Raw genomic sequence first — 25,398 nt, forward strand, 5'->3', positions numbered from 1 at the left:
CATCCTACGCCCAGCCCGGCCGCCGGCTCAGCCCCTCGGGGCCCCTTCAGGAGCGCAGGGACAGCACGATCCCGTCGAGGATGTCGTGCTCGCTCGCCCACGCCTCCGCCACGCCGGAGACCGCTGCGACGCGCTCGAGCAGCTGGGCCCAGATGAGGGAGCCGGCGCCGATCACGTCCGTTCGTCCCGGATGCAGGAAGCCGCGCTCGGCACGCTGGGACCTCGAGGCCGCCAGCAGGGCCTCGGCGGCCGCGCGGAAGCGCTCCACGGGGAGGTGCGTGCCGTGGATCCGCTCGGCGTCGTACTCCTCGAGGCCGAGGGCCTCCGCGGTCACGGTGGTCACGGTCCCCGCCACGCCGACCACGCGGGCGACGCGCTCGAGCGGCAGGCGGGCGGCGACGTCGTCGAGGATCTCCCCGACGGCGGCCCGCGCCGCCGCCACCTCGTCCGCCGACGGCGGGTCCGAGTGCAGGAAGCGCTCGGTGAAGCGCACGCAGCCCATGTCCGTGCTCACGGCGTCCACCACCGCGCCGTCCGCGGTGCCCACCACGAACTCGGTGGAGCCGCCGCCGAGGTCCACCACGAGGATCAGGTCCTCCGCGCCGAGTCCCGCGACGTCCACGGCGGAGACCGCGCCGGAGAAGGAGAGCCGCGCCTCCTCCTCGCCCGAGACCACCTCGGGCTCCATCCCCAGGCGCTCGGCCACCCCGGCCACGAACGCGGCCCGGTTGGAGACGTCGCGGCTGGCGGAGGTGGCCACGAAGCGCACACGGCCGGCGTGGTGGCGCTGGACCAGGCGGGCGTACTCGTCCACCGCGGCGAACGTGCGCTCGAGGGCGGCCTCGGCGAACGCGCCGGTCGCGTCCACACCCTCCCCCAGGCGCACCACGCGCATCTCGCGCACGACGTCGGCGAGCGGGGCGGCGGCGCCGTCCGCGCCCTCCGCGGGACGGGAGATGAGCAGGCGGATCGAGTTGGTCCCGCAGTCGACGCCGGCCACGGTGATCCGCTCCAGCTCCGCCACGCGCTCCAGGTGCTTCACGTGGCGGGAGAGGTCGCGGGTGGGCACGGCGGCGTCGGCGTCCCACGCGCCCTCGCACGCGCAGGAGTCCGGGGTCCACCACTCGGCCACGAGCGCGAGCGCCTCGTCGCCCAGGCGGTTCACGCCGGGCCCCGCCGCGAGCGCGTGGCCCACGAGCACGTGCAGGCACTTCACGCGCTCCGGCATGCCGCCGGCCGAGATCCCGTCGATCTCCGGGACCTCGCCCGTGCCGGCGTCGGCGCCCACGCGGGCCCGCTCGGCGAGGTAGGCCTCGTGCGCGGCGCGGTGCGCGGCGGCGAGCTCACGGTCCGTGGCGAGCCTCTCGTTCATGCGTGCCATCTCCCCGTCCGCCTCGAGGCGCGAGACCGCCGCGGTCAGCACGGGGTGCGTCAGGTAGAAGGTGGTGGGGAATGGGATGCCGTTGGACAGCCGCGGGGCCGTGGTGGCCACGAGCGGGTTGCCGCACACGCAGCGCGCGCCGATCTCCACCACGTCGCGCACGGGGCGGCCGAGCTGCAGCGAGAGCGTGTCGCGGTCCTCGTCGGTGACGGCGCGGGACGCGGCGTCGGAGGCGGCGGGGCGGGAGGTGTCGGTCATGGCGTCCTTCGAGAGTGGATGGCGGGGGCGGGCCGGGCGGCGGACGGTCACTCCGTGGCGGAGCGGACCACCGAGTCCCACAGGCCCTCGGCCCACGGCAGGCGGGCGTTCACGGCGTCGGTGGGAGCGGGCTGATCCTCGTCCTCCGCCGGCGCGGCGCCCTCCTCGGGCAGGCCGGAGACGGTGTAGAGGGTCTCTCCCGGCATCACGAGGTCCAGGCGGTCCCGGGCCTGCTGCGCCACGTAGGCGGGGTCGTCCCACCGGCGGATGCGCTCCTCGTACCGGGCCTGCTCCTCCTTGCGCTCGGCGATGTCCGCTCGCGTGGCGGAGATCTCCAGCTGCTGGTTCAGGAACACGCGCAGGGTGGGGGCCAGCAGCACGGCGGCCACGAGGAGCGCGGCCACCACGAGGAGGGAGCGGCCCGTGATCTGGCGGGCGGGGACCGGCTCGGGCAGCGGAGCACGACGACGGGCGGCCTGGCTGACCGCACCGGCCTGCGCCGCGCGACGCGGTGCCCGCGGCGGTGCCTCGTCCGCCGTGGCCGGGACTGATGAGGACGGCGCCGACTCCTCGACGTCCGCCTCTTCCTCCGCGGGGCCGGTGGTCACCACCTGCAGCGTGACCGGCCCGGGGCGGGCCTGCCGGGTGGGCTCGGGGCGGGCCTGCCGGGTGGGCTCGGCGGCCGGGGTCGGATCCGGCGTCGCGCGGGGTGCGGCGGCATCGGGATCCTGCGGCGCGAGCGCGGGGTCCACCCGGGGAACGCGGGGGCGGCGAGGGCTCATGCGCGGCCTCCTTCGGGGATCGCGGGACCGGTGCGGTGCGGTCGCGGGGACGCCTCCAGGGTAGTCGGCCCGCCTGGGAGGAGGGACGGCGACGGCCGCGCCCCGGTGCGGGGCGCGGCCGTCTCGGCGGGCGGAGCGGGTCAGCCCTGGTGGCGCGGGAACGCGGAGCGGCCGGCGTACACGGCGGCGTCGCCCAGGTCCTCCTCGATGCGCAGCAGCTGGTTGTACTTGGCCACGCGGTCCGAGCGGGCCGGGGCGCCGGTCTTGATCTGGCCGGCGTTGGTGGCCACGGCGAGGTCCGCGATGAAGGTGTCCTCGGTCTCGCCCGAGCGGTGCGAGATCATGCAGCGGAACATGTGGCGCTGAGCCAGGGCGATCGCGTCGAAGGTCTCGGTGAGCGAGCCGATCTGGTTGACCTTCACCAGCAGGGCGTTGGCCGAGCGCTCGTCGATGCCGCGCTGCAGGCGCTCCACGTTGGTGACGAAGAGGTCGTCGCCCACGAGCTGCACGCGCTCGCCGAGCTGCTCGGTGAGGTGCTTCCAGCCCTCCCAGTCGTCCTCGTCGAGCGGGTCCTCGATGGAGACGATCGGGTAGTTGTCCACGAGCTCGCCGTAGTAGGCGGCCATGTCCTCCGCGGAGCGCTGCTGGCCCTCGAAGGTGTAGGAGCCGTTCTCGAAGAACTCGGAGGAGGCCACGTCCAGCGCGAGGGCGATGTCCGTGCCGAGGGTGTAGCCGGCGCGGCCCACGGCCTCGCCGATCAGGTCCAGGGCGGCGCGGTTGGACTCCAGCGAGGGGGCGAAGCCGCCCTCGTCGCCCAGGCCGGTGGACAGTCCCTTCTCCTGGAGCACCTTCTTGAGCTCGTGGTAGACCTCGGCGCCCCAGCGCAGGGCCTCCGCGAAGGAGGGCGCACCGATCGGGGCGATCATGAACTCCTGGATGTCCACGTTGGAATCCGCGTGGGCGCCGCCGTTGAGGATGTTCATCATGGGCACGGGCAGCACGTGGGCGTTCGGGCCGCCCAGGTACTTGTAGAGCGGCAGGTCCGCGGACTGCGCGGCGGCCACGGCCACGGCCATGGAGACGCCGAGCACCGCGTTGGCGCCGAGCTTGCCCTTGTTCTCCGTGCCGTCCATGTCCAGCATGAGGCGGTCCACGGCGCGCTGGTCCGCCGCGAACTCGCCCTCGAGCTCCTCCGCGAGCTCGCCCACGGCGGCGACGGCGTCCCGGACGCCCTTGCCGAGGTAGCGGTCCTTGTCCCCGTCGCGGCGCTCGACGGCCTCGAACTCGCCCGTCGAGGCGCCCGAGGGGACGGCGGCGCGGCCGAGGGAGCCGTCGGTGAGCAGCACCTCCACCTCGACGGTGGGGTTGCCGCGGGAGTCGAGGATCTCGCGGGCGTGGATGGCGTCGATCAGGGCCATGGAACGGGTCTCCTTCAATCGAGTCGAAGCGTGCGCATCGGCGGGCACGTCCTCAGCCTACCGGCGTGCCCCGCGCCAAGGACCGCGTGACGGGCGCTCGGTCAGCCGGCGTCGGGGGCGGCGCTGAGCGCGTCCCACTCCCCCGCGCGCACGCGGACGGTGAGGGCGCGCAGGGCCCGCTCGGGGTCCAGGCCGGCGGCGCGGGCACGACGCACCAGGGCGAACAGCTCGCGGCCGAGTTCGGCCTCGTCCGCCCAGCCAGCGACGTCGGCGACGTCGGCGCCCGCGTGCTCGGCCGGGGCGAGCGGCGCGTGCCTCCGGAGCGGGTCCTCGGGCTGCCGGGCGGCACGGTCGGCGATCATCGCGGCGGCAGCCAGCGCGGGGAGCCGGTCGGGGATGTCGCCGAAGGAGACGGCGGCGTCGCCGGCACTGCTCGCGCCCGCACCGCTCTCCCCGTCGTCGCGGAGGCTCGAGGCGGCGCGGGCGGCAGCGGCGCGCTCGGCGGCCTTGACCCGCTCCCACGCCAGCTCGACGGCCTCGGGCGTCACGGCGGCCCGCTCCTCGGCCGAACGCAGGCCGCCCTCGGGGGTGAGCACGAGGGGGTTGCGGCGGATCATCTTGGCCGCGAGCGTGTCCGCGGCGTCGTCGAGGCGGAAGCCGGCCGCCGCCGTCGGCGCCCCCGGCGCACGCGAGACCGCCGCGTGCAGGACCACCTGGAAGAGGACGTCGCCCATCTCCCCGGCCAGCGCCGCGTAGGAGCCGTCCGCGCGCCGCGCCGCCGTGTCCGCCCAGGACGCGGCGTCGCGGGACTCGATCTCGGCGACCGCCTCGTACGCCTCCTCCACGAGGTGCTCCGTGAGGTCGGCGTGGGTGAGCGCGGCCGTCCAGGGGCAGTGGTCGCGCAGCGCCTCGACCACCCCGACCAGACGGTCGACCGCCTCACTCATGGGTGGCCCCGCCCGCGCGGATCAGGCGTCCTCGGCGTCGTCGTCCGACGCGAGCTCCTCGAGCGCGGCGTCGGAGGCGCCGCCGGAGATGGCCTCGCCCCAGCCGGCCACGAGGATCTCGGCGAGGTCCTCCCGCTCGTCCACGGGCAGGAAGGCGGCCTCGGCGGCGTTGAGCTGCAGGTCCAGCAGCTGGGCCAGGGAGTACGCGAAGGTCTCGGCCAGCAGGTACAGCTCGTCCGTGAGGGAGACGTCCGAGACCAGGCGGTTGTCCGTGTTCACGGTGACGCGGAAGCCGAGCTGCATGAGCAGGTCGATCGGGTGGCCCACGATGCCCTCGGCGGCGGCGACCGCCCCGGTCTGCAGGTTCGAGGAGGGGCAGACCTCGAGGGCGATCTGGCGGTCGCGCACCCACGCGGCCGTGGGGCCGAGGTCCACGATCCCGGTGTCCTCGGGCAGGCGCTCGCCGTCCTCGTCCACGGCGCCGTACTCCACCGAGATGTCGTCGGCGATCCGCACGCCGTGGCCCAGGCGCAGGGCGCGGCCGTGCACGAGCGCGTCCTGGACGGAGGCCAGTCCGTCGCCCTCGCCGGCGTGCACCGTGACGGGCAGGTGCTGCTCGGCGAGCCAGGTGAAGGTCTCGGCGAAGCGGGAGGGCGGGAAGCCGGCCTCGGCGCCGGCGATGTCGAAGCCCACCACGCCCTTCTCGCGGTGGCGGACGGCGAGCTCGGCGATCTCCTGGGCGCGGTCGGCGTGGCGCATGGCCGTGAGGAGCTGGCCCACGCGGATCAGGTGGCCGGCCTCGTCGGCGGCGTCCACGGCCTCCTCGAGGCCCGCCTGCACGGCCTCGACGGCCTCGTCCAGGCTCAGGCCGGCGGTCAGATGCTGCTCCGGGGCCCAGCGGATCTCCGCGTAGACCACGCCGTCCTCCACGAGGTCCTCCACGAACTCGCGGGCCACGCGGCGCAGCTGCTCGCGGGTCTGCATCACGGACGTGGTCAGGGCGAACACCTCGAGGTACTTCTCGAGGGACTCCCCGTTGGCGTGGGAGGCGATCCACGCGGCGAGGGCGTCCTCGTTCTCGGCCGGGACGTCCGTGCCCGCCTCGCGGGCGAGCTCGAGCACGGTGGCCACGCGCAGGCCGCCGTCGAGGTGGTCGTGCAGGCAGACCTTGGGCAACGCGGCCAGGTCGATCTGCAGGGGCGAGGGGGCGGCGGAGTCCGGGGTCTGCGTGGCGGTGTTCACGGCCTCACTCTACGACAGGGAGCGAGTCAGCCCAGGGCCTCGTGCTCCTGCGGGGTGAGGCCCCCGGCATCCCGCGCGAGGCGGCGGCGCAGCACGGCCTTCACGGCCCGGTCCACCAGGAGTCCCACGGCCCCGGCGACCGCCACGGAGAGCAGGATCTGCAGCACCGCGTTGTGCAGCCAGCCGGCCGTCAGCCGCGCGATCAGGATGGAGTACGCGGACCACGCCATGGTGGAGAACACGTCCAACAGGCCGAACCGCCAGAACGGGTACCGGACCGCCCCCGCGGTGAGGTTCACGGCCACCCGGCCGCCCGGGATGAACCGGGCGGTGAAGAGCATGAGCGCCCCGTGGTCCGTGAGGTGATGACGCGCGACGGCCACGCTCGCCTGGATCCGCGCGGTGCGCATCCAGCGCCAGCGCTCCACCCCGACCGAGCGCCCGATCAGGTAGGCGGCGAGGTCACCGAGGAACGCCCCGAGGAAGCCGGCCGCCCAGAGGGCCCCGAGGGAGAACGGATGGCCGTCGTGCACGATCGAGGCGAGGGCCACGATCACGGACTCGGAGGGGAAGACCGGCACGACGCCGTCCAGCAGGCACAGCGCCGCGGTGAGCGGGAGGACCCACCACTGCGCCGCCGCCTCCCGGATGGTGTCCTCGAGCCAGGCCAGCACGGACGTCCTCAGCCGATCCGGTCCAGGATCACCGAGCGCTCCCGCAGCGCGGCGGCAGCCGCCTCGTCCGCCTCGGCCACGGCCCAGCCGCCGGCGAGCGCCGCCTTCGCGCGCTCGAAGCGCTCCGGGGTGTCGGTGTGCAGGGTCATGAGCGTCTGGCCCTTCGCCACGCGGTCGCCCGGGCGGGCGTGCAGCTCGACGCCCGCGCCCGCCTGGACCGGCTGGCCCTGACGCTCGCGGCCCGCGCCGAGGCGCCACGCCGCCAGGCCCACGGCCATCGCGTCGAGCTCGGTGAGCACGCCGTCCGTCTCCGCGGTCACGGCCTCCGTGTGCGCCGCCGTCGGGAGCTGCGCGCGCGGGTCTCCGCCCTGCGCCTCGATCATGCGGGTCCAGACGTCCATCGCGCGGCCGTTGCGGAGGTTCTCCGCGGGGTCCACGCCGGTGACGCCCGCGCCGGCGAGCATCGCGCGGGCGAGCTCCACGGTCAGCTCCACGACGTCGGCGGGGCCGCCGCCGGCGAGCACCTCCACCGACTCACGCACCTCGAGGGCGTTGCCCGCGGTCAGGCCGAGCGGCACGGACATGTCGGTGAGCAGCGCGGTGGTGTTCACCCCGGCGTCGCGGCCGAGGTCCACCATGGTGCGGGCCAGCTCGCGAGCGTCCTCATCGTTCTTCATGAAGGCGCCGGAGCCGCACTTCACGTCGAGCACGAGCGTGCCGGTGCCCTCGGCGATCTTCTTGGACATGATGGAGGAGGCGATCAGCGGGATGGCCTCCACCGTGCCGGTGACGTCGCGCAGGGCATAGAGGCGCTTGTCCGCGGGCGCCAGGCCGGCGCCGGCGGCACAGATGACGGCGCCCACCTCGCTCAGCTGCCGCATCATCTCCTGGTTGGAGAGGTCCGCACGCCAGCCGGGGATGGACTCGAGCTTGTCCAGCGTGCCGCCCGTGTGGCCGAGGCCGCGGCCGGAGAGCTGCGGGACGGCCACGCCGTAGGAGGCCACGAGCGGGGCCAGCGGCAGCGTGATCTTGTCCCCCACGCCGCCCGTGGAGTGCTTGTCCGTGGTGGCCAGGGGGCGACCCTCCGGCGTGGTGAGCCCCGCGAAGTCCATGCGCTCGCCCGACGCGATCATGGCGGCGGTCCACTCTGCGATCTCCCGACGCTCCATGCCGTTGAGGAAGATCGCCATGGTGAGGGCGGACATCTGCTCGTCCGCCACGACGTCACGCGTGTAGGCGTCCACCACCCAGTCGATCTGCTCGCGGGTCAGCGCGTGGCCGTCCCGCTTGGCGTGGATGACCTCGATGGCGTCGAACGGCTCGGCCTGCGGCTGCGCGGTCATGGGGCTCTCCTCAAGAGGTGGGGGGCGGTCAGCCACCGACTCTAGCGAGCCCACGTGCCGATCCGCCTCCCGTCAGGGACGGTCCGCCCGCTCCAGGTCCGCGGGACCGAACGCGTCCGGCAGCACCTGCTCCATGCTGCGCTCCCCCGCCGCGGTCAGCAGCACCATGCCCGGGGCGCGGAACTCGAAGAGCAGCTGCCGGCAGCGTCCGCAGGGCATGGTCAGCACGCCGTGGCCGTCCACGCACACGAACGCGGCCAGCCGGCCGCCCCCGCTCATGCGCAGGTCCCCCAGCAGCGCGCACTCGGCGCACAGCGTCAGCCCGTAGGACGCGTTCTCGATGTTGCAGCCCGAGACCAGCCGGCCGTCCTCGGTGAGGGCGGCGGCGCCCACCCGGAACCCCGAGTAGGGCACGTAGGCGTGCTCCGTGGCGGCGAGCGCCGCCGCCCGCAGGCGCTCCCAGTCCACCGCGTGCGCCGTCGTCGTTTCCTGCCCGTCCGCCACGGCTACTCCTTCACGTACGGGACGCCGGAGGCGGCCGGTCCCCGTGAACGGCCCACCAGGCCGGCCACGGCGAACACCGTGACCAGGTACGGCAGCATCGCCATGAACTGGCTGGGCACCGGGGTGCCCAGGATCGCCAGGACGTACTGCATGTTGGTGGCGAAGCCGAAGAGCAGCGCCGCGAAGAACGCGCCGATCGGGTTCCAGCGGCCGAAGATCACCGCGGCGAGGGCGATGAAGCCCTGGCCCGCCGTCATCTCCTTCGAGAACGAGGACGAGGCCACCAGGGTGAAGAACGCGCCGCCCATGCCGGCCACCGCGCCGCCGAGCATGACGGCGAGGTAGCGGGTGCGGTTCACGTCGATGCCCACGGTGTCCGCGGCCTTGGGGTGCTCGCCCACGGCGCGCACGCGTAGCCCCCAGCGGGTGCGGAACAGGGCGAACCACAGCACCACGACGATCGCGTACATCCCGTAGCCCAGGATCGTCTGGTTGAAGAGGATCGGGCCCAGGACGGGGATGTCCGCGAGGACGGGGATGCGGATGTTCTCGAAGTGCGGCGGCCGGTTCATCCCGGCGCTGCCGGTGAGCACCGTGGAGAACAGGAAGTTGGTCAGGCCGGCCACGAGCACGTTGAGCACCACGCCGACGATCACCTGGTTCACCAGGTACTTGATGGAGAACACGGCCAGCAGCCAGGAGACCAGCACGCCGGAGACGACGGCGGCGGCCAGGCCCGCCCACACGGACCCGGTGAGCGAGCCCACCACGGCGGCGGTGAACGCGCCGGAGAGCAGCTGGCCCTCGATCGCGATGTTCACCACGCCGGAGCGTTCGGCCAGGATGCCGGCCATCGAACCGAAGATCAGCGGCACGGCGAGCGCGAAGGAGCCCGCCACGAGGCCGGTGAGGAACACGGTGCTGTTGTCCGCCGAGCCGATCACCCAGATCAGGAACGCGGCGACGAAGGCCAGGGCGAACAGCCCCGCGACCCACCCCGGCACACGGCCGGTGCGACGCATGGTCAGCCAGCTCAGGGCCGCCAGCGCGATCAGCAGGCCGGTGAGCAGCCAGCCCCACAGCACGGGGTCTGCGGAGAGGTCCGGCAGGGCGACGGCGTCCCCGGGCGCGGAGATGCGGAAGGTGGCGGTCTCGGACGGCGCGCCCACGGCGAACAGCCCGAGGGAGAGCAGCGCGAACAGGCTCAGGACGATCGGGACGGTCCAGTGGCGGACCACGACCTGCTCCGGCTCGGCCGCCTCGGGGCGGACGGTCGGCGTCTCATGGGCGGTGACGGCGGTGCTCATCGGTCCTGCCCCTCCTTCTCGGATGAACGCTGGGCGGCGGGGGTCGGCGCGGCGGAGGCGCCGGCGGCGGCCTCCTGTACCGACTCGGCGGGGACGGCGGCCTGACCCGAGGCCCCGGTGACGGCGGCGCCGGCGACGGCCGGCTGGGTCACGGGGTCGGCGGTGCGGCGGGCGCGGGCCGCACCCGGGGCGGGCAGGCGGAAGATCGTGCGCACCAGCGGCGGGGCGGCGATCAGCAGCACGATGAACGACTGGACCACGAGCACGATGTCGATCGGCACGCCGGTCTCGGACTGCATGGTCACGCCGCCCGCGCGCAGAGCGCCGAACAGCAGGCCGGCGAAGAGCACGCCCACCGGGTTGGACCGGCCCAGCAGCGCCACGGTGATCGCGTCGAAGCCGAAGGATCCGGCCACGGAGCCGTTCAGGCTGCCCTCGGTGCCGGAGACGTGCGTCATGCCCGCCAGGCCGGCCAGGGCTCCGGAGATCGCCATGGCGGCCACGTAGGAGCCCTTGACGGAGATGCCCGCGGTGCGGGCGGCGTCCGGGTTGGCGCCCACGGCGCGCAGGCGGAAGCCGAGGGTGGAGCGCTGCATGAGCCACCACGCGAAGGCGGTGGCCAGCAGCGCCACCACGAAGCCCCAGTGCAGGCGGAAGCCGTCGCCGAACATCCGCGGGAACATGGCCGTGGCCGGCAGCGACTCCGAGATCGGGTTCGTGCTGCCGGGGGCGCGCAGCACCGGGGTGTTGAGCAGGTAGGCCAGCAGGTTCACGGCCACGTAGTTGAGCATGATCGTGAGGATCACCTCGTGGGCGCCGGTGAGCGCCTTGAGCACGCCCACCACGGTGCCCCACAGGAGGCCGCCGAGCGCGCCCATGATCAGCACCAGGAGCAGGTGCACGCCGAAGGGCAGCTGCAGGTGGACGCCGAACCACGTGGCGAACATGGCGCCGAAGACGAACTGGCCCTGGCCGCCGATGTTGAACAGGCCCGCGCGGAAGGCGATCGCGATGCCCAGGGAGATGATGATCAGCGGCGTGGCCACCGTCAGCGTCTCCGTCAGCGGGTAGAGCATGCCGCGGAGCGTGGAGGCCTCGTAGTTGAAGATCGCGCCGCGGAACAGGGCCGCGAAGGCCTCCGAGAACGCGGTCCAGGCGGCGCCGAGCAGGTCGCCCGGGCGGGCGAGGAAGTAGCCGAGGGCCTCCTGGACGTCCTCGTCCACGGCGATGATCAGCAGGCCGGAGACCAGCAGGGACAGCAGGATTGCCAGGACGGTGACGGTGCCGTTGCCGGAGAGGATCCGGCGCAGGGCGGAGTCGGACTCCGCGGGGGCGGGCCGGCCGGCGCCGGGCGCGGCCGCGGGCTTGAGCGGTGCGGCGGTGCTCACGGGCGCTCTCCTTCCGAGGTGGGGCGGGCGGGGGCGGCGGTAGATGCGCCCGCGGGTGCGGTGGCGACCGGGGCGACGGCGTCGGGGGTCTGGCCGGCCATCATGAGGCCGAGCGTCTCGCGCGAGGTGTCCCCGGGCACGATGCCCACGATCCGGCCGTGGTACATCACGGCGATCCGGTCGGCGAGCTCGAGGACCTCGTCCAGCTCGGTGGAGACGATGAGCACCGGGGTGCCCGAGTCACGCTCGGCGATGATCCGGTCGTGGAGGAACTCGATCGAGCCCACGTCCACGCCGCGCGTCGGCTGGGAGGCGATGAACAGGCGCAGCCCGTCCACGAGCTCGCGGGCCATGACGACCTTCTGCTGGTTGCCGCCCGAGAGCGAGGAGACGGGCAGGTCCACGCCCTGGGTGCGGACGTCGAACCGGGCCACGCGGGTCTCGGCGAACCGGCGCACCGCGGAGGGGCGCATCTGCAGGGCGTTGCCGGCCGGGGCCACGTCGTAGCGGTTCAGGACCATGTTCTCGGCCACGGAGAACGAGCCGACGAGGCCGTCCGTGGAGCGGTCCTCCGGCACGAAGCCGACACCCGAGCGGATGATCCTCCGGGTGGAGCGGCCGATCAGCTCCGCGCCGTCCAGGGTGACGGAGCCGGTGGCCTTGACCAGGCCCATGATGGCCTCGGTGAGCTCCGTCTGGCCGTTGCCCTGCACGCCCGCCACGGCGAGCACCTCGCCCTGGCGGATGCCGAAGGACACGGAGTCCAGCAGCACCTGGCCGGTGGGTGAGACCACGGAGAGGTCCCGCAACCGGAAGGTCTCCTCGCCCAGGGTGGCGGGGGTCTTCTGGCGCTCGAGGACGACGTCGCGGCCCACCATGAGCGCGGCCAGCTCGGAGGCCTCGGCCGTGGGGTCTGCGGTGCCGACCACGCGGCCGCGGCGCAGCACCGTGATGTCGTCCGAGACGGCCTTGACCTCGCGCAGCTTGTGGGAGATGAACACGATCGCCGTGCCGTCCGCGCGCAGCTGGCGGATGATGCCCAGCAGCTCGTCGGTCTCCTGCGGGGTGAGCACCGCGGTGGGCTCGTCGAGGATGAGGATGCGGGCGTCGCGGACCAGGGCCTTGATGATCTCCACGCGCTGCTGCACGCCCACGGGCAGGTCCTCGACCACGGCGTCCGGGTCCACGTCGAACCCGTACTGGGCGGAGATCTCGCGGATGCGGCGGCGCGTGGACTCGAGGTCCAGCACCCCAAGAGCGCGGGTGTGCTCGTCGCCGAGCGCCACGTTCTCCGCCACCGTGAACACGGGCACCAGCATGAAGTGCTGGTGCACCATGCCGATGCCGGCGCGCATGGCCTCGCCGGGCCCTGAGAAGCGGACGGGCTCCCCGTCCAGGAGGATCTCGCCCTCGGTCGGCTCGTAGAGGCCGAACAGGACGTTCATCAGGGTGGACTTGCCTGCGCCGTTCTCACCGAGGAGGGTGTGCACCCGCGCCGACTCCACGGTCAGGTTCACGTCCTCGTTCGCGGCGAAGGTGCCGAAGCGCTTGGTGATCCCGCGCAGTTCGAGCCTCATCGGTGGCCTTCCGTCATTCTGGTCTCACTCGTGCTGGTCAGTGCCCGGGGACGGGCCCCGCACGGCGCGGGGCCGGCCCGGAACGGGTCCGGGCCGGCCCCGCGGCCGGTGCGGCTGCCGGTCAGGACGCCGGGGAGTACTCCGAGCCGACCTTCAGCTCGCCCGAGACGATCTGCTCCTGGAGCGCCTTCAGCTCGTCCTTGAGCTCCTGGGGGACGGACTCCTCGAAGTCGTGGAACGGGGCCAGCTCGACGCCCCCGTTCTCCAGGGTGCCCACGTACGGGTCCGAGGAGAACTCGCCCTTGAGGTCCTGACCGATCACGTCGGTGACGGACTGGCCCATGTTCTTCACCACGGAGGAGAGGATGACCTCGCCGTCCTCGGTGGACTCGTAGCCGTCCGAGTCCACCCAGATCACCTTGACGTCCTTGCCGCCGTCGTTGGCCTCGGTCACGGCGTCCAGGGTGCCCAGGCCCACGGGGCCGGCCACCGGCATGACGATGTCCGCGCCCTCGTTGATGAAGTTGGCCGTGTTGGTCTTGCCGGCGTCCTGGTTGGAGAAGTTGCCGATGAAGGAACCGGTCTTGGCATCGGGGTTCCAGCCGAGGACCTTCACGTCCTCGCCCTTGGCCTCGTTGTAGTGCGCCACGCCGCGGGCGAAGCCGTCCATGAAGATGGTCACGGTGGGCAGCTCCACGCCGCCGTAGGTGGCCACGGTGCCGGTCTCGGTGGTGGCGGCCGCGAGGTAGCCGGCCAGGAAGGCGGCCTGCGCCGTGTCGTAGGTCAGCTTCTGCACGTTGTCCGTGAAGTCGCCGTCGGTCACGTCCACGCCGTAGAAGTGCGCGTCGGGGTTCTGCTCGGCCACGGGCAGGATGGCCTTGCCCAGCATGAAGCCCACACCGAAGACGGCGTCGCAGTCCTGGTTGACCATGGAGGTCAGGTTGGGGCTGAACTGGCTCGCGTCGTTGGACTCGGCCTCGGCGATCTCGATGCCGTACTGGTCCTCGGCAGCCTTGAGGCCCTCGTAGGAGGACTGGTTGAAGGAGCGGTCGTCGAAGCCGCCCTCGTCCGAGACGATGCAGGCCTTGTAGTCCTTGTTGTCCGAGCCGGCGGCGGCCTCGGCGGAGGCACCGGTCGAGCCGGCGGCGGAGGAGGAGGACTCCTCCGGCGGGGCGCCGCAGCCGGCCAGCAGGAGGCTGGAGCCGAGCACGGCGGCGGGGATCAGGAGACGGCGGCGGTCGGACGAGGCGGAGACGATGCCCATGGGGTCCTCTTTCGGAAGGCGCGATGCGATGAGAGCGGACCTCCGGGGAGGCCTGCGACGGCGGCGGCGGACGGGCCGGTGCGGGGCACGGCGAGCGCCCGCGCGCTCGATGCGCGTGAGTTTACCCAATGTTCTCTCAGTGTCCGCACGCCGTGCCCCGGACCCTCGGGCGGGGTCCAGGTCAGAGGGTCTCCCCCCCGGTCAGCGCCTCGAGCGCGGCCGCCGCGAAGACCCGCATGCCCACGCCGATGGCCCGCTCATCCGGGACGTAGTCGCCGCGGTGCAGGTCGTACGTGATGCCGCCCGGGGTGCGGGTGCCCAGGCGCAGCATGGAGCCGGGCACCGTCTGCGTCATCCACGCGAAGTCCTCGCCGCCCATGGACTGTGGGGTGAGCTGGATGGCACGGGGGCCGAGCTCGCGGCGCGCCGCGTGCTCGATCAGGGCCGTCTCCGCCTCCGCGTTGTGCACGGGCGGCACGCCGCGGATGTGCTCGAGGCCCACGTCCACGCCGTAGGGGGCGGCCACCTGCGTGACCACCTCGTCGAGGAGCTCGCCCGCCTCCTCCCACACGTCCGCGTCGAGGCAGCGCATGGTGCCCGCGAGGTAGCCGGTGTTGTCGATCGCGTTCGGCGCGCTGCCGGCGGCGATCTGGCCCCACACCACGGAGACGGCGGAGCGCACGTCGATGCGGCGCGAGAGCACGGCGGGCACGTTGATCGCGATCTGCGAGAGCGCGAACACCATGTCCTCGGTCAGGTGCGGGCGGGAGGTGTGGCCGCCGCGTCCGGTGAGCGTGATGCGGATGGTGTCCGCGGCCGAGGTGATGGCGCCGATGCGCGTGCCGATCGTGCCGACGTCGACGTGAGGGTCGCAGTGGGCCGCGAGGATGCGCGGCACGCCCTCGAGCACGCCCTGGCGGATCACGGAGAGCGAGCCGCCGGGCAGGCGCTCCTCGGCGGGCTGGAAGATGATGCGCACCCGGCCCCGCACCCGCTCGGCGGCGGCGCGCAGCCGCGGGTCGGGCGTGGAGCCGCGCAGGATGCGGGCGAGGGACAGGGCCGTGCCGAGCATGACGGCGGTGTGCACGTCGTGGCCGCACGCGTGGGCCACCCCGTCCTTGACCGAGACGTAGGGCAGCCCCGTCTCCTCCTCCACCGGCAGCGCGTCGATGTCCGCGCGCAGCGCCAGCACGATCGGCCCCTCGCCGACGTCCATGTAGAGGCCCGTCCCCTCGAGGCGCACGGGGTTCAGTCCGTAGTCCGCGAGCGTCTCCACGATCAGGTCCGTGGTGCGGTACTCCTCGAAGGAGAGCTCGGGGTGGCGGTGCAGCTCGCGGCGCACGGCCACCGCCACGTCCTCGAGGTCACGGACGACCGCGGCCACGGACGGCACGGCCGCGGGCGCGCGGGCGTCGCGGAGGACGGAGTCGGAGGTGCTCATGGGGCAGGACCCTACCCGCAGCGCGGGCGGACGTCCCCGCCCGGTGACCGCCGGCGTCCCCGGGCCCCGCGTCAGGGCCCGCCGTCAGAGGACGTCGTCGGCGCCGGTGGCCTTGAGCGACTCCACGGCCTTCTTCACGTCCTGCGCGTGGGCCGTGGTGGTCACCAGGAGGGCGTCCTCGGTGTCCACGATCACGACGTCCTCGATGCCGATGAGCGCGATCACGCGCTTCGTGTCCGTGACCACCACGCCGGACGCGTCGTCCGAGTACACCCGGGGGGTGTCCCCGATGACGGTGATGCCGGAGGCGTCCTTCACCGGGTTCAGGCGGGCGATCGCGGCGAAGTCGCCCACGTCGTCCCACGTGAAGGAGCCGGGGATGACGGCCACGTCACCGGCCGTGGCGGCAGGCTCGGCCACCGCGTAGTCGATCGCGGTCTTCTTGAGCGTGGGCCACACCCGCTGCATGACCTCGTCACGCCGGCCCGTCGCCCACGCGTGGGCGATCTCCATGAGTCCCGCGTGCAGCTCCGGCTCGTTCGCCTCGAGGTGCTCGAGCATGAGGCCGACCGGGGCCACGAACATGCCCGCGTTCCACAGGTAGCGGCCGGACTTCACGTAGCGCTCCGCCACCTTCTGGTCCGGCTTCTCCACGAAGGCCGCGACGTCGTGCGCGTCCGGGGCGCCGGGCACCTTCAGCGCGCGCCCCTGGCGGATGTAGCCGAAGCCGGTGGCGGCGTGCGAGGGGGTGATGCCGATGGTGACGATCCGCCCTGTGGCGGCGGTGGCCACGGCCTGGCGCACGGCGTCCTGGAACACCTCCACGGGGCCGATCACCTGGTCCGCGGCGAAGGAGCCCATGATCGTGTCCGGATCGCGCAGGGAGAGGATGGCCGCGGCAAGCCCGATCGCGGCGGCGGAGTCCTTGGGCGAGGGCTCGAGCACCAGGTCTCCGTCCTGCAGGGCCGGGAGCTGGTGGCACACGGCGTCCTGGTGCGCCTCTCCGGTCACCACCATCATCCCGGCGGCCAGCGGCGCGAGGCGGTCCCACGTGGCGCGGATCAGGGTCTGGCCCGAGCCGGTGAGGTCGTGGAGGAACTTCGGCGCCGCTGCCCGCGAGAGGGGCCACAGGCGGGTGCCCACGCCTCCCGCGGGGATCACGGCGTGGAAGCGGGCCAGGGCGGGGGCCTCGGCGTCCGAGGGCGCGGCGGCGGGGTTTCGGTCGGTGCTCACCGGCTCAGGGTACGAAACCGCCCCAGGGGGCACCAATCGGCCCCGCGGGCGCGGCGGCGCCGGGCGCGCCCGCGGGGTGCGCCGCCGGGGCGGGCTCCGCGGGCCCGACGGGACGCGTCACAGTGGCGGCGCCCGCACGCGCGGCGGGCCCCCGAGGGTCTACCCTGGTCGGAGGAATCCACTCGCACACGTCCCGCGCCCCGGCAGAACCCTGCCCAGGCCAGGGATCGTGCATTCCCCCTGGAGGTATCAACCGTGTCTAGCGCCACTGCGCAGGCCCCGGCTCAGAGCGGCCGCGGAACCCTGTATCGGGGCCACGGCGGCATGTGGTCCTGGGTGGGCCACCGCGTCACCGGCGTCGTCATCTTCTTCTACCTGCTCGTCCACGTCCTGGACACGTCCATGGTCCGGGTCTCCCCCGAGGCCTACGACGTCGTCATCGGCGCATACAAGACCTGGTACTTCGCACTCGGCGAGGCCGGCCTCGTGGCCGCGATCCTCTTCCACGCCCTCAACGGCCTGCGCATCATCGCCGTGGACTTCTGGAAGGGCGGCACGCGCCACCACAAGACCCTGCTGTGGATCGTCCTGGCCGTCTGGGCCGTCCTGGTCCTCGGCTTCTGCATCCGCCACTTCGGCCTGGCTCTGGGAGGTCACTGATCATGAGCACCACCGCTGAGACCCCCCTCGCGGCCCCCCGCTCGGGCAAGCTGGACCCCAAGTACACCCGCTCCAAGGGCGGCAAGGGCAACTTCGAGATGCTCGCGTGGCTCTTCATGCGCGTGTCCGGCGTGATCCTCGTGGTCCTGCTCTTCACGCACCTCTTCACCAACCTCATGGTGGGAGACGGCATCTCCGGGATCGACTTCGGCTTCGTGGCCGGCAAGTGGGCGCACCCGCTGTGGCAGTTCTGGGACCTGGCCCTCCTGTGGCTGGCCATGCTGCACGGCGCCAACGGCATGCGCACCATCATCAACGACTACGCCGAGCGCGACCGCGTCCGCTTCTGGCTGTCGCTGATCCTGTACATCGCCACCGCCGCGATCATCATCCTGGGCACCCTCGTGATCTTCACGTTCGACGCCTGCATGGTGGACGCCTCCGGCGCTCTCATGGAGCGCTCCCCCGCCATCTGCCGCTGATCCCCACCGGATCCGCCTCCCCCGCTCGCGCGGCGTGACCCCCCGGCCACCGCGCCCGCAAGACACCGAGAGAGAGAAACCTGAATGCAGGTACACAAGTACGACGTGGTGATCGTCGGCGCAGGCGGCGCGGGAATGCGTGCCGCGATCGAGTCCGGCCAGCGCGCCCGCACGGCCGTCCTCACCAAGATCTACCCCACCCGCTCCCACACCGGCGCGGCCCAGGGCGGTATGTGCGCGGCCCTCGCCAACGTCGAGGAGGACAACTGGGAGTGGCACACGTTCGACACCGTGAAGGGCGGCGACTACCTGGTGGACCAGGACGCCGCCGAGGTCATGGCCAAGGAGGCCATCGACGCGGTGCTCGACCTGGAGAAGATGGGCCTGCCCTTCAACCGCACCCCCGAGGGCAAGATCGACCAGCGCCGCTTCGGCGGCCACACCCGTGACCACGGCAAGGCGCCCGTGCGCCGCGCGTGCTACGCCGCGGACCGCACCGGCCACATGATCCTCCAGACGCTCTACCAGAACTGCGTCAAGCACAACGTGGAGTTCTACAACGAGTTCTACGTGCTCGACCTGCTCATGGTGGACGAGGACGCGACCCGCGCCGACGGCACCCCGTTCACGCAGAAGCGCGTGGCCGGCGTCGTGGCCTACGAGCTGGCCACCGGCGAGCTGCACACCTTCCAGGCCAAGTCCGTGGTGTTCGCCACCGGCGGCGCCGGCAAGGTGTACAAGACCACCTCCAACGCCCACACCCTCACGGGCGACGGCATGGCCATCGCGTACCGCTCCGGCCTGCCGCTGGAGGACATGGAGTTCGTGCAGTTCCACCCGACCGGCCTGGCCGGCCTGGGCATCCTCCTCTCGGAGGCGGCCCGCGGCGAGGGCGGCATCCTGCGCAACGCGGACGGCGAGCGCTTCATGGAGCGCTACGCCCCCACCATCAAGGACCTCGCGCCGCGCGACATCGTGGCGCGCTCCATGGCCGAGGAGGTCCGCCAGGGCCGCGGCGCCGGTCCGAACAAGGACTACGTGCTGCTCGACCTGACGCACCTGGAGCCCGCTCACATCGACGAGAAGCTCCCGGACATCACCGAGTTCGCCCGCACCTACCTGGGCGTCGAGCCCTACACGGAGCCGGTGCCGGTGTTCCCCACATGCCACTACTTCATGGGCGGCATGCCCACGAACATCAAGGCCGAGGTCCTGCAGGACAACGACACCGTGGTGCCGGGCCTGTACGCCGCCGGCGAGGTGGCCTGCGTGTCCGTGCACGGCTCCAACCGCCTGGGCACCAACTCGCTGCTGGACATCAACGTCTTCGGCCGCCGTGCCGGCATCTTCGCCGCCGAGTACGCGGCGACCGCCGACTGGGTGGAGCTCCCGGAGAACGGCGAGGCACCGACCCGCCAGCACATCGAGAGCCTGCGCTCGGCCACGGGCAGCGAGCGCGTCGCGGACATCCGCGCCGAGCTGCAGGAGTCCATGGACGCGGACATGCAGGTGTTCCGCGACGAGGACTCCATCCGCCGCGCCCTGGCCAAGATCGAGGAGCTGCGCGGCCGCTACGAGAACGTGTCGGTGCAGGACAAGGGCCAGCGCTTCAACCTCGACCTGCTCGAGGGCATGGAGCTCGGCTACCTGCTCGACATCGCCGAGGCCATGACCCTCGCGGCCCTGGGCCGCAAGGAGTCCCGCGGCGGCCACTACCGCGAGGACTACCCCGACCGCGACGACGCCAACTTCATGGCGCACACCATGATCTACCGTGACGAGACCGCGGAGATGGAGGGCGTCAAGGGCATCCGCTTCGAGACGAAGCCCGTCGTCGTGACCCGTTACCAGCCGATGGAGCGTAAGTACTGATGAGCCACGCAGCACACGAGACCGAGACCCCCGTGGCCGAGCAGACCGTCGAGGTCGCCGAGCCGACCGAGCAGAAGACCTCGGGCGGCGTCGGCGAGATCGAGTCGTTCGACATTGTCCTGAAGGTCCGCCGCTTCCTGCCGGACACCTCCGAGGAGTCCTACTGGGACGAGTGGCGCCTGACCATGTACGGCACCGACCGCGTGTTGGACGCCCTGCACAAGGTGAAGTGGGACCTGGACGGCACGCTGTCCTTCCGTCGCTCCTGCGCCCACGGCGTGTGCGGCTCCGATGCCATGCGCATCAACGGCCGCAACCGCCTGGCCTGCAAGACCCTGCTGAAGGACCTCGACCTGTCCAAGCCCATCCTGGTGGAGCCCATCAAGGGCCTGCCGGTGGAGAAGGACCTGATCGTGGACATGGAGCCGTTCTTCCAGTCCTACCGCGAGGTCATGCCGTTCCTCGTGGCCAAGGGCCACGAGCCCACCCAGGAGCGCTACCAGTCCCAGGCCGACCGGGCGATCTACGACGACACCACCAAGTGCATCCTGTGCGCCGCGTGCACCTCGTCCTGCCCCGTGTTCTGGACGGACGGCCAGTACTTCGGCCCGGCCGCCATCGTGAACGCGCACCGGTTCATCTTCGACTCGCGCGACGACGCCGGCGACATGCGCCTGGAGATCCTCAACGACAAGGAGGGCGTGTGGCGCTGCCGCACGACCTTCAACTGCACCGACGCGTGCCCGCGCGGCATCCAGGTGACCCAGGCGATCGCCGAGGTCAAGAACGCCATCCTGGCGCGCTCCTTCTGATCCGCTCAGGCCCGGGCTCCCGGGCCTCGCCACGACGACGGCGGCCCGTCTTCCCACGCGGGGAGACGGGCCGCCGTTCTGCGTCCACGACGTCGCGGCTCAGCCGTCGAAGGCGTCGCGGGTGGAGCGCAGATGCGTGATGAACAGCCACGCCGCGCACGCGATGAGCATGGCCACCACCGACGCGAGCACGAGAGGCCCCGCCCCTCCGGCGGCGACCATGCGGCCGCCGTCGACCATCCAGAAGGCCGCGGTGAGCAGGCCGATCCCCACGAGCACCGTGCCGACCCAGCGGGTGGCGCCGATCAGGCGCGCCGCGCCCCACACCAGGAGCGCGGTGACCGCCAGGATCCCCACGACGGCGGCCGGCAGCAGCCCCGGCGGGGTGAGGAAGGAGGCGACGTCGGCGTCCGTCACCGCCACCGCACCCCACGAACGCGCCTCGAGCACCGCGCGGGCGTAGCCCGAGACCGACTGGAGGGCGAGCACGCCCGCCGTGGCGGCGGCGCTGAGCACCCCCGTCACGAGCGTCAGGAACTGAAGGCGACGGATCGGGCGGCGGACCACGCGGTCGTGGACGGCGGCGGCGTCGAGGGACGTCTCGGGCGCCGGGTCGGCGCCCGCGGGCGAGGAGTCAGAGGGGTGCGCGTGCATGTCCCCATCCTCCCCCGGATGCGACAACTCCCGCACAGGAGGGGGACTGTTCAGGGATTCCCCCTCCGGTGCGGGAGTCGTTTCGGTCGGCCGGGGTCCGCTGAGCACCGTGCGTCGCGGCGGAGCCGGATGCGCTCACGGAACGCGCGGGCGAGGGTGGAGGGTCCGCGACGGTCGAGCGCCGAGGTCAGGCGCCGGCGGGGCGGCCCTGCCGGGTGTAGGCGGCCTCCTCGCCACTGAACGCGTTCACCAGCCACAGGATGTTCACGACCAGGAGGCCGAGGCTGGCCAGGGACGCGATCACGCCCGCGAGGCCGGGGAACGTGGTGAAGCTGAGGAGTCCGGCGAGGGCGCCGAGCGTGCCCAGGATCGCGGCGACGATGCCCACGATCCGCGCCCAGTTCTTCACGGCCCGAAGGCCGAAGTACACGAGGGCGTACACGGCGAGGCCGATCAGCAGGGCCACCACGACGCCGCCGATGAACGAGGCCCGGAAGAAGGCCTCGAACCTGTCGACGTCCTCCGGCGGAACGCCGCCCTCGGCCGAGACGGACTCGCGGACCACGCGCATCATGTCGTCGAGTCCGAAGAGCGGGGGGACGTTCGCGAGCAGCCACAGCGCCGCGGACGCCAGGGTGAGGGTCAGCAGGGTGCGGTGCCGGCGAGGCTCGGGGAGGACACCGCCCTGGCCCATCGGTGCGTACGGCTGGGTGCCGTACCGCGAGCCGGGGGCCGTGCCCGGTGCGGGGTCCTGGCTGGGCGCGGGGTACTGGCCTGCGGCGGGGTACTGGCCCGGAGTGGAGTACTGGGGCCGGTCGATCGGGTCGGGCTCACCGTAGGGGCTCGGGTTCTGGGGAGGGGTGGTCGTCATGTCGGTTCCTCTCAGGGGATGGTGGACTCAGGCGTGGGCGGGGCCGCTCACTCGTAGCGCAGTGCCTCGATGGGGTCCTTGCGGGCGGCCCGGGCGGCGGGAAGGGTGCCGGCCAGGAACGCGATCGCCAGGATCAGCAGGGCGATCAGCAGCAGGGAGAGCGGCTCGACGGCGTACAGCACCAAGCCGGTGACCCCGCTCAGGGCGCCCTGCGTGAGCAGCGCGTTCGCGGTCAGGCCCACGGCCACGCCCAGCCCGATGCCGATCAGCGACCCCAGCAGGCCGATCATCACGGCCTCCAGGGTGAAGAGCCCGAAGATCCGGCCGCCCGTCATGCCGAGGGCCTTCATGAGACCGATCTCCCGGGTGCGCTCCTGCACCGCCATGAGGAGGGTGTTGATGATGCCGAAGCTGGCCGCCAGCAGGGCGATCAGGGCGAAGCCGTTGAGCACCCACGTCACCGCGTCGATGATCCCTCGGATCACGCCGAGCTGGTCCTCGAGGGTCTGGGCGGAGTAGCCCTGCTCCGCGAGGGCCGCCTGCACGGCCGCCTCGTTCTCGGGCATGCCCTCCACCGTCACCGTGGCGGAGAAGTAGGTGTCGCGCTGCTCCTCGGGCAGCCCCGCGGTCTGGATCTCGTGCAGGCGGTCCTCGACGGCGCGGGAGGGCACCGGCCCGGCACCCGAGCCCGAGGCGACGGCCTCGGTCACGCCGACCACCTCCGCCTCCATCCCGCTCTGCTCGCCCAGCGGATCCGCGGCCACCAGGGTCACCGTCTGCCCGAGGACGTCCTCAGGCTCCGTGCCGCCCAGCGCCTCGACCCAGTCCGTCGGCACCGTGACCTCGGCCGCGTCCTCGGCGGGCTCACGCCCGGCGGCCATGGAGAGCGTGCCGATCTCGTACGAGGCTCCCATGAAGGGCACGGCCCACTGGCGGCCGTCCGCGCCCTCGATGAACTCCGGCTCCACGAGGCGGGCGGTCTCCACGGCCGTCACGTGCTCGGTGTCCCGGATCGTCTCGAGGTCCTTCCCCGTGAGCAGGGGCATGCCGAACATCTCCCCGGAGGAGGCCCCCTCGGGGTCGTACTCGGAGGGCGCCCCGCCCATGGAGAACCCGCTGCCCATGTCCGCCTGCTTGGTCACGGTCATCTCGTCCGGGGCGCCGAAGCCCTCCACCATGTTGTCCACGTACTTGTTGATGCCGGCGCCGAGGCCCGTGGTCAGGGTGAGGGTGAACGCGCCGATCACGATCGCGATCACGGTCAGGAAGGTGCGCAGCTTGGAGCGCATCGTGTTGGCGAGCGCGGTGCCCACCAGGTCCGTGGTCCTCATGCGCGCGCCCCCGACTCCTCGTCCACGATCATCCCGTCCTGCATCACGAGCCGACGGTCGCAGCGTGCCGCGAGGTCGTCGTCGTGCGTGACCACCACGAGGGTGATGCCCTGCTCCCGCTGGAGGCCGAAGAGGATGTCCTCCACGGACCGCGAGGTGGCCGAGTCCAGGTTGCCCGTGGGCTCGTCCGCGAAGAGCACCGTGGGGCGGTTGACCAGGGCGCGGGCGATGCACACGCGCTGCTTCTGGCCGCCCGAGAGGTCGGTGGCCCGGTTGCCGGCCTTGTCCGCCATCCCGAGCTGGGCGAGCACGTCCATGCCGCGCTCCCGGCGCTCGCGGCGGGGCACGCCCGCGATCTTGAGCGGCAGCACCACGTTCTCCAGCACGCTCTGGTTCCCGTTGAGGAAGAACTGCTGGAACACGAACCCGAAGGTCGCGTTGCGCAGGCGGGACACCTCGGCAGGGCTCACGCCCGAGACCGGCCGGCCGTCCATCGCGACGACGCCGGAGGTCGGGCGGTCCAGCAGCGCGAGCAGGTGCATGAGGGTGGACTTGCCCGAGCCGGACTTGCCCACGACGGCCACGGACTCCCCCGCGCGCAGCTGGAGGGTGACGCCCTTGAGCGCGTCGAAGCGGGACTCGCCGCGACCGTAGACCTTCACCAGGTTCTCGGTCTCCAGGATCGGCTCGACCCCGCCGAACGGCATCGCATCACCCGGGGGGCGTGCCCCCGCGGTCGTGTGGACGGTGTGGCTCACGTGCTCTCCCTCTGCGCTGAGGCCCGCGTCCCGTGCACGGGGCGGGCGGCGCCCGCCCGTCGCGGGCGCCGGCCCCAGCGTGACACAGGGCCCGGGTCGGGCGCCTCCCCCGCGGGGATGATCCTGCCGCGACGAAGGGAGGAGCGGCCTCAGCCGAGCGGAGGAAGGAAGCCGAGCCGGCCGTACACGTCCTGGAGCACCGGGGTGGCCACCTCGCGGGCCTTGGCCGCGCCCACGGCGAGGATCCGGTCCAGCTCGGCGGGGTCGGCGAGCAGCTCGGTGGCGCGCTCCCGGATCGGGCTCAGGCGCTCGACGACGGCGTCCGCCACGTCCACCTTGAGGTGGCCGTACATCTTCCCGACGTAGCGCTCCTCGAGCTGGGCGATCGGGGTGTCCGTGACGGCCGAGAGGATGGTCAGCAGGTTGGAGACGCCGGGCTTGGCGTCGCGGTCGAAGCGGACCTCCGTGCCGTCGTCGGTCACGGCGGACCTGATGCGCTTGGCGATCACCTTCGGTTCGTCGAGGATGTTGATCAGCCCGTTCGGGGACTCCGCGGACTTGGACATCTTCGCGGTCGGGTTCTGCAGGTCGTAGATGCGCGCGCCGGTCTCCGGGTAGAAGCCCGTGGGCACCACGAACATCTCGCCGTGGTGGTGGTTGAAGCGCTGCGCGAGGACGCGGGTGAGCTCCACGTGCTGGCGCTGGTCGTCGCCCACGGGCACGCCGTGCGGCTGGTAGAGCAGGATGTCCGCGGCCATGAGCATGGGGTAGGCCAGCAGGCCCACGCCGGCGGCGTCGGCGCCCTGCTTGGCGGACTTGTCCTTGAACTGGGTCATCCGCATGGCCTCGCCCATGCCGGTCATGCACGTGAGGACCCACGCGAGCTGCGCGTGCTCGGGGACCTGGGACTGCACGAACAGCGTGGAGCGCTCGGGGTCGATCCCGCCGGCGATGAACTGGGCGGCCGCCACGCGGGTGCGCTGGGCCAGGGCGTCCGGGTCCTGCGGCACCGTGATGGCGTGCAGATCGGGGATGAAGAAGTAGGCGTCGAAGTCGTCCTGGGTCCTCACCCAGTTCACGAGCGCACCGAGGTAGTTGCCCAGGTGCAGGGAGTCCGCGGAGGGCTGCATGCCGGAGAGCACGCGGTGGCGCGTGGAGGCGCCGGTGAGGTGGGCGGTGGCGGAGACGTCGGTGGCCAG

23 protein-coding genes are annotated in these 25,398 nt (G+C 72.6%); 4 read left to right on the forward strand and 19 right to left on the reverse strand.

The genetic code is table 11. From position 1 onward, the window contains the following. Positions 1-46: 46 nt before the first annotated feature. The 14 genes from NJC10_RS05565 to NJC10_RS05630 form a co-directional block, all read right to left on the reverse strand. Positions 47-1,639: a DUF501 domain-containing protein gene (locus NJC10_RS05565; RefSeq protein ID WP_319075117.1), complete on the reverse strand. Its 1,593-nt coding sequence runs from the start codon at positions 1,637-1,639 to the stop codon at positions 47-49. A gap of 47 nt (positions 1,640-1,686) precedes the next feature. After that, on the reverse strand, positions 1,687-2,421 hold the full coding sequence (locus NJC10_RS05570) for an FtsB family cell division protein (protein WP_319075118.1): 735 nt from the start codon (positions 2,419-2,421) through the stop codon (positions 1,687-1,689). A gap of 140 nt (positions 2,422-2,561) precedes the next feature. Continuing rightward, positions 2,562-3,839, reverse strand: coding sequence for a phosphopyruvate hydratase (eno, locus tag NJC10_RS05575; RefSeq protein WP_248115420.1), 1,278 nt, complete (start codon positions 3,837-3,839; stop codon positions 2,562-2,564). Positions 3,840-3,940: 101 nt separating this feature from the next. After that, positions 3,941-4,786, reverse strand: coding sequence for a MazG nucleotide pyrophosphohydrolase domain-containing protein (locus NJC10_RS05580; RefSeq protein WP_319075121.1), 846 nt, complete (start codon positions 4,784-4,786; stop codon positions 3,941-3,943). 21 nt (positions 4,787-4,807) lie between these two features. Continuing rightward, a complete protein-coding gene (locus tag NJC10_RS05585) occupies positions 4,808-6,028 on the reverse strand; it encodes an adenosine deaminase (protein ID WP_319075124.1) in 1,221 nt (406 codons plus the stop codon). A 26-nt stretch (positions 6,029-6,054) separates the two neighbouring features. Then, positions 6,055-6,702, reverse strand: a complete 648-nt coding sequence (locus NJC10_RS05590) for a DedA family protein (RefSeq protein WP_248115417.1) — start codon at positions 6,700-6,702, stop codon at positions 6,055-6,057. Between the two features lie 8 nt (positions 6,703-6,710). After that, positions 6,711-8,045 carry a thymidine phosphorylase gene (locus tag NJC10_RS05595; RefSeq protein ID WP_319075125.1) on the reverse strand — a complete coding sequence of 445 codons (1,335 nt, stop codon included), beginning with the start codon at positions 8,043-8,045 and terminating at the stop codon, positions 6,711-6,713. 72 nt (positions 8,046-8,117) lie between these two features. Continuing rightward, positions 8,118-8,549, reverse strand: coding sequence for a cytidine deaminase (locus NJC10_RS05600; protein ID WP_319075126.1), 432 nt, complete (start codon positions 8,547-8,549; stop codon positions 8,118-8,120). A 2-nt stretch (positions 8,550-8,551) separates the two neighbouring features. Further along, on the reverse strand, positions 8,552-9,856 hold the full coding sequence (locus tag NJC10_RS05605) for an ABC transporter permease (protein ID WP_319075127.1): 1,305 nt from the start codon (positions 9,854-9,856) through the stop codon (positions 8,552-8,554). After that, on the reverse strand, positions 9,853-11,244 hold the full coding sequence (locus tag NJC10_RS05610; RefSeq protein ID WP_298985608.1) for an ABC transporter permease: 1,392 nt from the start codon (positions 11,242-11,244) through the stop codon (positions 9,853-9,855). Before NJC10_RS05610 ends, NJC10_RS05605 begins: the two co-directional genes overlap by 4 nt. Beyond that, positions 11,241-12,821: an ABC transporter ATP-binding protein gene (locus NJC10_RS05615; protein WP_319075128.1), complete on the reverse strand. Its 1,581-nt coding sequence runs from the start codon at positions 12,819-12,821 to the stop codon at positions 11,241-11,243. Before NJC10_RS05615 ends, NJC10_RS05610 begins: the two co-directional genes overlap by 4 nt. 121 nt (positions 12,822-12,942) lie before the next feature. Continuing rightward, positions 12,943-14,085 carry a BMP family lipoprotein gene (locus NJC10_RS05620; protein ID WP_319075129.1) on the reverse strand — a complete coding sequence of 381 codons (1,143 nt, stop codon included), beginning with the start codon at positions 14,083-14,085 and terminating at the stop codon, positions 12,943-12,945. Between the two features lie 181 nt (positions 14,086-14,266). Next, on the reverse strand, positions 14,267-15,526 hold the full coding sequence (locus tag NJC10_RS05625) for an amidohydrolase (RefSeq protein ID WP_319075131.1): 1,260 nt from the start codon (positions 15,524-15,526) through the stop codon (positions 14,267-14,269). An 84-nt stretch (positions 15,527-15,610) separates the two neighbouring features. Further along, positions 15,611-16,759: a mannose-1-phosphate guanylyltransferase gene (locus NJC10_RS05630; protein ID WP_319075133.1), complete on the reverse strand. Its 1,149-nt coding sequence runs from the start codon at positions 16,757-16,759 to the stop codon at positions 15,611-15,613. 255 nt (positions 16,760-17,014) lie between these two features. Between NJC10_RS05630 and sdhC the strand changes: the two genes are divergently transcribed. From sdhC to NJC10_RS05650, 4 genes are all read left to right on the forward strand, one after another. Beyond that, on the forward strand, positions 17,015-17,419 hold the full coding sequence (sdhC, locus tag NJC10_RS05635; protein ID WP_298714032.1) for a succinate dehydrogenase, cytochrome b556 subunit: 405 nt from the start codon (positions 17,015-17,017) through the stop codon (positions 17,417-17,419). A gap of 2 nt (positions 17,420-17,421) precedes the next feature. Further along, positions 17,422-17,901 carry a succinate dehydrogenase hydrophobic membrane anchor subunit gene (locus NJC10_RS05640; protein WP_319075134.1) on the forward strand — a complete coding sequence of 160 codons (480 nt, stop codon included), beginning with the start codon at positions 17,422-17,424 and terminating at the stop codon, positions 17,899-17,901. Positions 17,902-17,985: 84 nt separating this feature from the next. After that, on the forward strand, positions 17,986-19,773 hold the full coding sequence (sdhA, locus tag NJC10_RS05645; RefSeq protein WP_248115407.1) for a succinate dehydrogenase flavoprotein subunit: 1,788 nt from the start codon (positions 17,986-17,988) through the stop codon (positions 19,771-19,773). After that, positions 19,773-20,585 carry a succinate dehydrogenase iron-sulfur subunit gene (locus tag NJC10_RS05650; protein ID WP_248115406.1) on the forward strand — a complete coding sequence of 271 codons (813 nt, stop codon included), beginning with the start codon at positions 19,773-19,775 and terminating at the stop codon, positions 20,583-20,585. The genes sdhA and NJC10_RS05650 overlap by 1 nt, the downstream gene beginning before the upstream one ends. A 99-nt stretch (positions 20,586-20,684) precedes the next feature. Here NJC10_RS05650 and NJC10_RS05655 read toward each other — a convergent pair whose 3' ends face one another. The 5 genes from NJC10_RS05655 to trpS form a co-directional block, all read right to left on the reverse strand. Beyond that, entirely contained in the window at positions 20,685-21,239 is a 555-nt protein-coding gene (locus tag NJC10_RS05655) for a hypothetical protein (protein ID WP_319075136.1), read from the reverse strand. Positions 21,240-21,426: 187 nt separating this feature from the next. After that, on the reverse strand, positions 21,427-22,110 hold the full coding sequence (locus tag NJC10_RS05660) for a hypothetical protein (protein ID WP_248115404.1): 684 nt from the start codon (positions 22,108-22,110) through the stop codon (positions 21,427-21,429). A 47-nt stretch (positions 22,111-22,157) separates the two neighbouring features. Continuing rightward, entirely contained in the window at positions 22,158-23,441 is a 1,284-nt protein-coding gene (locus NJC10_RS05665; protein WP_319075139.1) for an ABC transporter permease, read from the reverse strand. Next, entirely contained in the window at positions 23,438-24,148 is a 711-nt protein-coding gene (locus tag NJC10_RS05670; protein ID WP_248115503.1) for an ABC transporter ATP-binding protein, read from the reverse strand. The genes NJC10_RS05665 and NJC10_RS05670 overlap by 4 nt, the downstream gene beginning before the upstream one ends. A 200-nt stretch (positions 24,149-24,348) precedes the next feature. Next, positions 24,349-25,398, reverse strand: a complete 1,050-nt coding sequence (gene trpS, locus NJC10_RS05675; RefSeq protein WP_319075201.1) for a tryptophan--tRNA ligase — start codon at positions 25,396-25,398, stop codon at positions 24,349-24,351.

Source organism: Micrococcus sp. M4NT (genome assembly GCF_033790745.1).
In the GTDB taxonomy this organism is placed as follows: domain Bacteria; phylum Actinomycetota; class Actinomycetes; order Actinomycetales; family Micrococcaceae; genus Micrococcus.

What these genes read in the sequence shown, in the direction of transcription:
- NJC10_RS05665 (WP_319075139.1), bottom strand. Translation starts at nt 23,441, where the DNA reads ATGAGGACCACGGACCTGGTGGGCACCGCGCTCGCCAACACGATGCGC.
- NJC10_RS05565 (WP_319075117.1), bottom strand. Translation starts at nt 1,639, where the DNA reads ATGACCGACACCTCCCGCCCCGCCGCCTCCGACGCCGCGTCCCGCGCC.
- NJC10_RS05650 (WP_248115406.1), top strand. Translation starts at nt 19,773, where the DNA reads ATGAGCCACGCAGCACACGAGACCGAGACCCCCGTGGCCGAGCAGACC.
- NJC10_RS05640 (WP_319075134.1), top strand. Translation starts at nt 17,422, where the DNA reads ATGAGCACCACCGCTGAGACCCCCCTCGCGGCCCCCCGCTCGGGCAAG.
- NJC10_RS05670 (WP_248115503.1), bottom strand. Translation starts at nt 24,148, where the DNA reads ATGCCGTTCGGCGGGGTCGAGCCGATCCTGGAGACCGAGAACCTGGTG.
- sdhA (WP_248115407.1), top strand. Translation starts at nt 17,986, where the DNA reads ATGCAGGTACACAAGTACGACGTGGTGATCGTCGGCGCAGGCGGCGCG.
- NJC10_RS05620 (WP_319075129.1), bottom strand. Translation starts at nt 14,085, where the DNA reads ATGGGCATCGTCTCCGCCTCGTCCGACCGCCGCCGTCTCCTGATCCCC.
- NJC10_RS05605 (WP_319075127.1), bottom strand. Translation starts at nt 9,856, where the DNA reads ATGAGCACCGCCGTCACCGCCCATGAGACGCCGACCGTCCGCCCCGAG.
- NJC10_RS05655 (WP_319075136.1), bottom strand. Translation starts at nt 21,239, where the DNA reads ATGCACGCGCACCCCTCTGACTCCTCGCCCGCGGGCGCCGACCCGGCG.
- NJC10_RS05660 (WP_248115404.1), bottom strand. Translation starts at nt 22,110, where the DNA reads ATGACGACCACCCCTCCCCAGAACCCGAGCCCCTACGGTGAGCCCGAC.
- NJC10_RS05570 (WP_319075118.1), bottom strand. Translation starts at nt 2,421, where the DNA reads ATGAGCCCTCGCCGCCCCCGCGTTCCCCGGGTGGACCCCGCGCTCGCG.
- eno (WP_248115420.1), bottom strand. Translation starts at nt 3,839, where the DNA reads ATGGCCCTGATCGACGCCATCCACGCCCGCGAGATCCTCGACTCCCGC.
- NJC10_RS05595 (WP_319075125.1), bottom strand. Translation starts at nt 8,045, where the DNA reads ATGACCGCGCAGCCGCAGGCCGAGCCGTTCGACGCCATCGAGGTCATC.
- NJC10_RS05580 (WP_319075121.1), bottom strand. Translation starts at nt 4,786, where the DNA reads ATGAGTGAGGCGGTCGACCGTCTGGTCGGGGTGGTCGAGGCGCTGCGC.
- NJC10_RS05625 (WP_319075131.1), bottom strand. Translation starts at nt 15,526, where the DNA reads ATGAGCACCTCCGACTCCGTCCTCCGCGACGCCCGCGCGCCCGCGGCC.
- NJC10_RS05615 (WP_319075128.1), bottom strand. Translation starts at nt 12,821, where the DNA reads ATGAGGCTCGAACTGCGCGGGATCACCAAGCGCTTCGGCACCTTCGCC.